This is a genomic window from Agreia sp., from assembly GCF_964263775.1.
Taxonomy (GTDB): domain Bacteria; phylum Actinomycetota; class Actinomycetes; order Actinomycetales; family Microbacteriaceae; genus Agreia.
In genome coordinates, this window is sequence record NZ_CAXVWM010000179.1 from 1 (window position 1) to 7,292 (window position 7,292).

General features: G+C 68.2%; 7 protein-coding genes. 3 read left to right on the plus strand and 4 right to left on the minus strand.

All coding sequences use genetic code 11. From position 1 onward, the window contains the following. Nucleotides 1-322 (plus strand): CGNR zinc finger domain-containing protein (locus tag ACE5CZ_RS13035; RefSeq protein WP_374947760.1); only part of this gene is annotated, 322 nt, incomplete at its 5' end. A 4-nt stretch (nt 323-326) separates the two neighbouring features. On the opposite strand, the gene ACE5CZ_RS13040 is transcribed toward ACE5CZ_RS13035, so the two are convergent. The 4 genes from ACE5CZ_RS13040 to ACE5CZ_RS13055 all read right to left on the minus strand — a co-directional run bounded on the left by ACE5CZ_RS13040 (nt 327) and on the right by ACE5CZ_RS13055 (nt 4,093). Next, the gene (locus ACE5CZ_RS13040; RefSeq protein WP_374947761.1) at nt 327-977 is read right to left on the minus strand and encodes a CoA transferase subunit B; all 651 of its coding nucleotides are present in this window, start codon (nt 975-977) and stop codon (nt 327-329) included. A gap of 32 nt (nt 978-1,009) precedes the next feature. Continuing rightward, on the minus strand, nt 1,010-1,717 hold the full coding sequence (locus tag ACE5CZ_RS13045) for a CoA transferase subunit A (protein WP_374947762.1): 708 nt from the start codon (nt 1,715-1,717) through the stop codon (nt 1,010-1,012). A 23-nt stretch (nt 1,718-1,740) separates the two neighbouring features. Next, nucleotides 1,741-3,087 (minus strand): MFS transporter, encoded by a 1,347-nt coding sequence (locus ACE5CZ_RS13050; RefSeq protein ID WP_374947763.1) that lies wholly within the window; start codon nt 3,085-3,087, stop codon nt 1,741-1,743. A gap of 226 nt (nt 3,088-3,313) precedes the next feature. Beyond that, nucleotides 3,314-4,093 carry an IclR family transcriptional regulator gene (locus ACE5CZ_RS13055; RefSeq protein ID WP_374947764.1) on the minus strand — a complete coding sequence of 260 codons (780 nt, stop codon included), beginning with the start codon at nt 4,091-4,093 and terminating at the stop codon, nt 3,314-3,316. Between the two features lie 99 nt (nt 4,094-4,192). On the opposite strand from ACE5CZ_RS13055, the gene ACE5CZ_RS13060 reads away from it, so the two are divergent. Further along, the gene (locus ACE5CZ_RS13060) at nt 4,193-5,812 is read left to right on the plus strand and encodes an FAD-dependent monooxygenase (protein WP_374947765.1); all 1,620 of its coding nucleotides are present in this window, start codon (nt 4,193-4,195) and stop codon (nt 5,810-5,812) included. Further along, nucleotides 5,813-7,292 (plus strand): aldehyde dehydrogenase family protein (locus ACE5CZ_RS13065; protein WP_374947766.1); only part of this gene is annotated, 1,480 nt, incomplete at its 3' end. It abuts the gene before it with no gap.

Consider the following 7,292-nt stretch of genomic DNA (forward strand, 5'->3'; position numbering starts at 1 on the left):
CTCGCCGCCGGCCGAGAACCAGGTGAAGACCATCAACGCCACCGCCGCCCGCTCACCGGGCGCCCCCCGTCTCATCGTGACCGCGACTACCCCGACGAATCGATGGTCGACGACCAACGCCGGAATCGACGAGGCGCTCGCCGCTCTCGCTCGCGATGCGATCGCACTGGCGACGTCGGCTGCCGCGTCGAGGGTGCGCAGCTGTGCGGCCGGCGACTGCATCCGACTGTTCCTGCCCGAGCGCTCCACCCGAACGTGGTGCTCCACGGCGTGCGGCAACCGCGTTCGAGCGGCTCGGCACTACGCGCACCGCACGCCGTGAACTCCTACGCGGATGTCTCTTCGAAGTCGACGGTGAATCGTGCGCCGGTCTTCGCCCGCACCTCGTCGACAGTCACGCCCGGGGCAATCGCGCGAAGCACCAATGCGCCATCCTGAACATCGAAGACCGCCAGGTCGCTGATGATGCGGTCGACCACGCCCACCCCGGTGAGCGGCAGGTCGCATTCGGCCACGATCTTGGGCGTGCCGTCTTTCGAGAGGTGGTCGGTGATGACGATCACGCGCGGGGTGCCGGCGACGAGATCCATGGCGCCCCCCATTCCCTTGACGAGCTTGCCCGGGATGGTCCAGTTGGCGAGGTCGCCGTTGCCCGCCACCTGCAGTGCACCGAGGATGGCCTTCGCGACGTGGCCACCGCGGATCATGCCGAATGAGGTGGCCGAATCGAAGTAACTGCCGCCGGGAAGCAGGGTGACCGTCTGCTTGCCGGCGTTGATGAGGTCGGCGTCCTCCTCGCCCTCGAATGGAAACGGGCCCATGCCGAGCAGACCGTTCTCGCTCTGCAGGGTCACCCTGACGCCGTCGGGCAGGTGATTGGCGACGAGGGTCGGGATGCCGATGCCCAGGTTGACGTATTCGCCGTCGCGGAGTTCGGCGGCCGCGATGGCCGCCATCTCGTCTCGGGTCCAGCTCATGGAGTCCTCCTCGTTCTTACGCGTTGCTGATCTCAGTCGGCCGCGCCGCGGGGCCGCGTGGTGCGCTGCTCGATGGGCTTCTCTCGCGGCCTCGCCTCCACCAGTCGCTGCACGAAGATGCCGGGGGTGACGATGGCGTTCGGGTCGAGGTAGCCCTCGGCTATCTCCTCGGCCTCGGCGATGGTGAGGCGCCCGGCCGTGGCCACGAGCGGATTGAAGTTGCGGGCGGTGTGCCGATAGATCAGATTGCCTTCGGCGTCTGCTCGCCACGCGTGCACGAGCGCCACGTCGGCCACGATGCCGCGCTCGAGCACGTAGGTCTCGCCGTCGAACACCTCGTGCGGCTTGCCCTCGCCCACCGGAGTACCGACGCCGGTCTTCGTGTAGAAGCCCGCGATCCCCGCCCCGCCCGCGCGCAGCCGCTCGGCGAGCGTGCCCTGGGGTGCGAACTCCACCTCGAGCTCGCCGCTCAGGTATTGCGCGGCGAAGAGCTTGTTCTCGCCCACGTACGACGCGATCACCTTCGACACCTGCCGATTCTCGAGCAGCACGCCGAGTCCCTTGCCGTCGACGCCCATGTTGTTCGACACGATCGTGAGGTCTTTCGCGCCGGTTTCGCGCAGGGCCTCGATCAGGTCGGTCGGATTGCCCGAGAGCCCGAAGCCGCCCACGGCGATCGTCGCGCCGTCGGTCACCGTCTCGTGCAGGGCCTCGGCCGCGCTCTGCCACAGTTTCGACATCGACACTCCTTCGTGCGGTTCGTTTACGCGGCGACGACGCCCGGGGCTGTCGCATCCGTCTTCTGAAGCGTAGCGGCCCCGCGGTCGGGCAGCCGCAGCATTGCCACAGCGACCGCGCCCAGAACGAGAGGCGCGGCGAACAGAATGTACAGGGAGGGTGCCGTCCACCCGCCATCGATCAGCACGCCCGCGAGGATCGGCGAGATGATCGCGCCGACCCTGCCCAGCGATACGGCCCAGCCGACGCCGGTCGTTCGAACGGCGGCGGGAAACGACTCGGGCGCCAGCGTGAACAGGCCCGTCGCGCAGGTCTGGATGAGGGCGCCCACCGCGAGCGCGAGCACCAGGGTGAGTCCCGCGCCGCCGAAGAAGACGCCCATGGCGGAGAACGCGATCGCCGCGCCGGCGAACGCGATGACGGCCAGAATCTTGCTTCTGAAGAAGATGGCGAGCAGCGCGAAGACAAGAGCGGCAGCGGCCCCACCCAGATTCAGGAGAATGCCCGCTCCCGTGCCCTGCTCGGGCGACATGCCGCTCTGCACGAGCAGCCGCGGGGTCCATCCGTTCGCGAAGTAGAAGGCGGCCATCATCACGAAGAATGCGAAACCGAGCAGCGCCGACCGCAGGCCGTTTCGGCCCGTGAAGATCGCCGATCTCACCGCATTCGCGCGGCGAGGCTCGGGCTCGGGCAGTGCCGTGATCTGCGGAAGGCGCATCTTCTGGAGGGTTCGGTTGATCGTGCCCACTGCGTTCTGCGGGCGCTTCACGAGCAGGTAGTCGATCGATTCAGGCAGCGCCACGAGCACCAGCACGAACACGAGTGCGGTGAGCACCGCACCCACCACGAAGCTTGCACGCCAGCCCAGGCCGGACAGGACGATCGCGGCCACGAAGCCGCCGATGACGCCGCCGAGCGGCAGGCCGGCCGTACTGATCGAGATGAGGCTCGCGCGGCGACGCTGCGGAGAGAACTCCGCGATCACGACGGGAAGACCGGCCACGAGGCCACCGATTCCGATGCCGGTGACGGCTCGCGCGATTGCGAGCTGGGTCATGTCGGTCGTGAGCGCGGATGCGCCCATCGAGACGATGACGATGCCGAGCCCCAACAGCGTCATCCGACGACGGCCGATGCGGTCGGCGAGCGGGGCGATGACGGCCGAACCGACCACGAGGCCGATGCCGACGCTGCTGAGGAGTACGCCGATCTGAGTGGCGTTGAGCGAGAACTCCGCGGCGACCGCCGAGGCCGAGAACGCCATCAGGAGGAGGTCGTATCCCTCGATCAGGATGATGAGGAGGCAGATGCTGATCACGAGCAGTTGATAACGGCTGAGAGGAGCACGATCTATGGACTCGCGAATGGTCATTCGAACGCCGCTTTCGTTGAGGTGGGGTGCCGCCGGCCGCGGATGAGCCACGGGCGTTGCGCCCCCGGTTCGTCCCGGACGCACCCTCCTCGACCACGCTGCCGACTGAATTGCTCGAAACCCTAAGCCGGGCCCGACGGGTGGGCATAGGCGCATTTCAATGGTCGGAACTCACCCGGCTCGCTCGGGTCGACTCGACCACGGCGTGCCGCCGGTTGCCCGCGGGTCAGCGCCCGCTTCGCTTCACATCGCGTGAGATCGCCAGAGCGATCGCGACGACGGCCGGCTCGAGCACGTTCTTCTCGAGTGAGCCGTCGGCGCCGAGCACGGAGATGGCGGCCACGCATGCGTTCGATCGATCGAAGATGGCTGCAGCCACGGAGGTGGCCGGTTCGGGCAGCCGGCGCGACATGTGGGCGACACCCGTGCGCCGCACGGCGTCGAGGCGCGAGCGCAGCTCGGCGGAGGTCAGCTCGATGTGTTCGGGCTCGAGAACGAGTTCGCGCTTGAGGTACGACTCCTGGAACTCGGGGCGGCTGTGCGCGAGAAGCACGTGGCCGAGGCCCGTTCCGTGCAGGGGAACGCGTCCGCCCACGTAGTAGAGCACCTTGCCGGCGCCGGGGGCCGAGAGCCGCTCGACGATGACGGCCTCGTCGTTCTCGCGCACGGCCAGCTGCACGTGCTGGCGGGTCGCGCGGTGCAGGTCTTCCATGTACGGCAACGCGATCGCGCGCAAACCGTGGCCGCGGGGAGCGAGCGCGGCGTACTCCAGCATGCGAAGCCCCATCGTGAAAGCGCCGTCGCCGAGGCGTTCGAGTGCACCGAGGCGCACGAGGTGCTGGGCGAGCCGCAACGTCGAGCTGAGGGGGATGTCGGCGCGCTCGCTCAGCTGAGTGAGGGTCAGCTGGGTCGCGTCGTCGCGGAAGGCATCGAGCAGTCGGAACGCCCGGTCGAGCAAGGGCTCCCCGGAGGCGGGGCGCCCGCCGCGTCGCGGCGTAGAAGTCATGCTCTGATGTTGCCATTCATTGAAAGTTCGTGCAATCGGCACTGATCCGATGGGGCACGATCGAACTGTCGAAGAAGACCTGACCCGCCGGAGTTGTCCATGACTGACGAAGTGCCGCCCGTTGTGATCGTCGGTGGAGGTCCGGTAGGCCTGTCGTTGGCAGAGGAATTGGCCTTTCACCATGTGCGCGTCGTGGTGGTCGAGCCGAGGGCGGCTGTCGACCACTCCCGGCCCCGGGCGAAGACCACGTCGGTGCGCACGATGGAGCATTTCCGCCGGTGGGGCATCGCAGACCAGCTGCGCGAGAAAGCGCCGCTCCGTGGCGACTGGTCGCAGCGCGTGACCTTCGTGCAGACCGTGACCGGCCGCGAGATCACGCACGTTGACGGCTGCCTCGGGCTGGATGCCCCGCCCGAGTTGTCGCCGGAGCCGGCGCAGCAGGTCACCCAACCGCTCGTCGAGGAACTGCTGCGCGCCGACCTCGCGAACAGGCAGGGCGTCGAGTTGCTGTGGGGATGGCAGGCGATCGAGGTGAGTGACGGGCCCGATCACGCGGAGGTCGTCGTCGTGAACGACGCAGGAGAACAGCGCACCATCGCGGCGCGCTGGGTGGCGGGTGCCGACGGCCCGCGCAGTGTCGTGCGCAGGGCGATGGGCGCGCACTACGAGGGAGCCGCCGCCGGACGCCCCAATGTCAACATCACGTTCCGATCGACTCGACTGGCCGACCTCATCCCGCATCCCGGGTCCATCCACTATTGGGTGTTGAACCCCGAATCACCGGGAGTGGTCGGGCCGCTCGATCACGACGGCACGTGGTGGGCGATCTCGACCGGCACCCCGCACGTCGACGACGTCGAGCACGCAGCAGAGATCGTGCGCGCGCTCGTCGGAGCCGACATCGACGTCGACGTGCTCGCGACCGATCCGTGGCAGGCGAGAACCCTGCTCGCCAACACCTACCGCGCGGGTCACCTGTTCATCGTGGGTGACGCCGCCCACCAGAATCCGCCCTGGGGCGGACACGGCTTCAACACCGGGGTCGGGGACGCCGTCAATCTCGGCTGGAAGCTCGCGGCCGTGATCGACGGGTGGGCGCCCGACGAACTTCTCGACAGCTACGGCAGCGAGCGCCGACCCGTCGAGCAGCAGACCATCGACCTGGCCTCCTCGAACATGGCGTCGCTCTCGATCGACCTCAGCAATCCACTTCTGATGTCATCCGGCGACGCCTTCGAGGCCGCTCGGGCAGAACTCGGACCGGTGATCAAGCGGGTGAAATCGCCCGAGTTCCATAGTGTCGGCCTGGTTCTCGGCTATGGCTACGGGCCTCACTCGGCAGAGCAGGCACCGACGCCCGCCGAGTACAGCCCGATGATCGCGGCCGGCAACCGGCTGCCGCACCGGCACGTCGACGGTCACTCGCTCTACGATCTGCTCGGCCCGTGGTTCACCGCGATCGGCTCGGCCGAGGCGGTCGCGCCGCTGATGGCGGAGGCCGTGAGTCGCGGCATCCCGATCGTGCATCTCGAGTCTGCGGATGCCTCTGCGAATGCCGATGCCGACGTCGTGCTTGTCAGGCCAGACCAGCACATCGCCTGGGCCGGCAAGCGCACGGCAGACCCGGGCGAGGTGCTGGATGCGGCGGTTCGCGGATTCACCCCGGGCGCACCGGCCAGCCGCACCGCTTTAGTGAAAACCACCGAAACCGAGGACTGAATGACCATCTCCATCGACGCAGGCCGCTTGACCGTCACCTCGCATTTCATCGACGGTCAGTGGACGGATGCCGGCGGCCCGACCTTCCCGGTGTACAACCCCCTCAACGACGAACTCGTGGTGGAGGCCGCGGCGGGGGGAGCGGCCGAGGCGAGGGCCGCGGTCGCGGCTGCCGCAGCCGCGGTCCCGGCATGGGCGAACCTCGCGCCGGGCGCCCGCCAGCTGATGTTCTTGAGGGCAGCCGACATCGTCGAACGCCGCTCCGAAGAACTCATCGAGCTCATGGCGGTCGAGGGCGGAGCGAGCCGTGCCTTCTCGTCGTTCCAGATCCGGCTGTCGGCGGCCATGCTGCGGCAGGCGGCGGGCTGGGGCTACCTTCCGGCGGGCGACGTGCTGCGCAGCGACGTGCCCGGACGCACGGCGACGGTCACGCGCAAACCGCTCGGGGTCGTGGCCGGGTTCACCCCGTGGAATGGCGCGTTCTACCTCGCCTGGCGCACGTTCCTGCTGCCCCTGGCCTTCGGCAACACGACCGTCATCAAACCATCGGAGCTCGCGCCGATGTCGGCCGGACTCGTGCACGCCGAAATTCTCGACGAGGCCGGGTTTCCGCCCGGCACCGTCAACGTCATCACGCATGCCCCCGGCAAGGCGGCCGAGATCTCCGAGGTCTTCTTCGAGAGCCCCGAGGTGCGCTGCATCAACTTCACCGGCTCAGACAAGACGGCCCGCATTCTGGGTGCGCAGGCGGGCAAGGCTCTCAAGCGCATGGTGCTGGAACTCGGTGGCTTCAATCCGGTCATCATCCTCGACGACGCAGATCTCGAGGAGTCGATCAAGGCCGTGACCTTCGGCGCGTTTTTGCACCAGGGGCAGGTCTGCATGAATTCGCGCAAGGTCTACGTGGCGCGCTCGCTCCACGACGCATTCGTCACGGGGCTCTCTGAGCGCGTCGAGGCGCTGAAGATCGGCGATCCGCGCGACCCCGCCGTCGTCATCGGCCCGCTGATCACCGACGCCGCCGTGGAACAGATCCACGCGCGGGTTCAGGATGCCGTCGATCGCGGCGCGACGCTGGTCACCGGCGGGAAGGCCGACGGCCGGCTCTATTCGCCGACCATCCTCACCCGGGTGCCGGCCGACGCGATCTGCACGACGGGCGCCGACGAGACGTTCGGCCCCCTGCTCGTGGTCGAGGCCTTCGACGATGCAGAAGAGGCCTTCCGCGACTCGCAGAACACGCCATTCGGGCTGAGCGCGTCGATCATGACCGCAGATCGCGCACGCGGACTCGATCTCGCCGCGCGGTTCGACACCGGAATCATCCACATCAACGCCCCCACCATGGCCAGCGAGGCGGCGCTGCCCGTCGGCGGGGTGAAAGACAGCGGATGGGGCCGTTCCGGACACTACGCGGTGGAGGACTTCACCGAGGTGCGTCTGACGACGATGAGCAGCGAGCCCGGTCGCTACCCCTTCT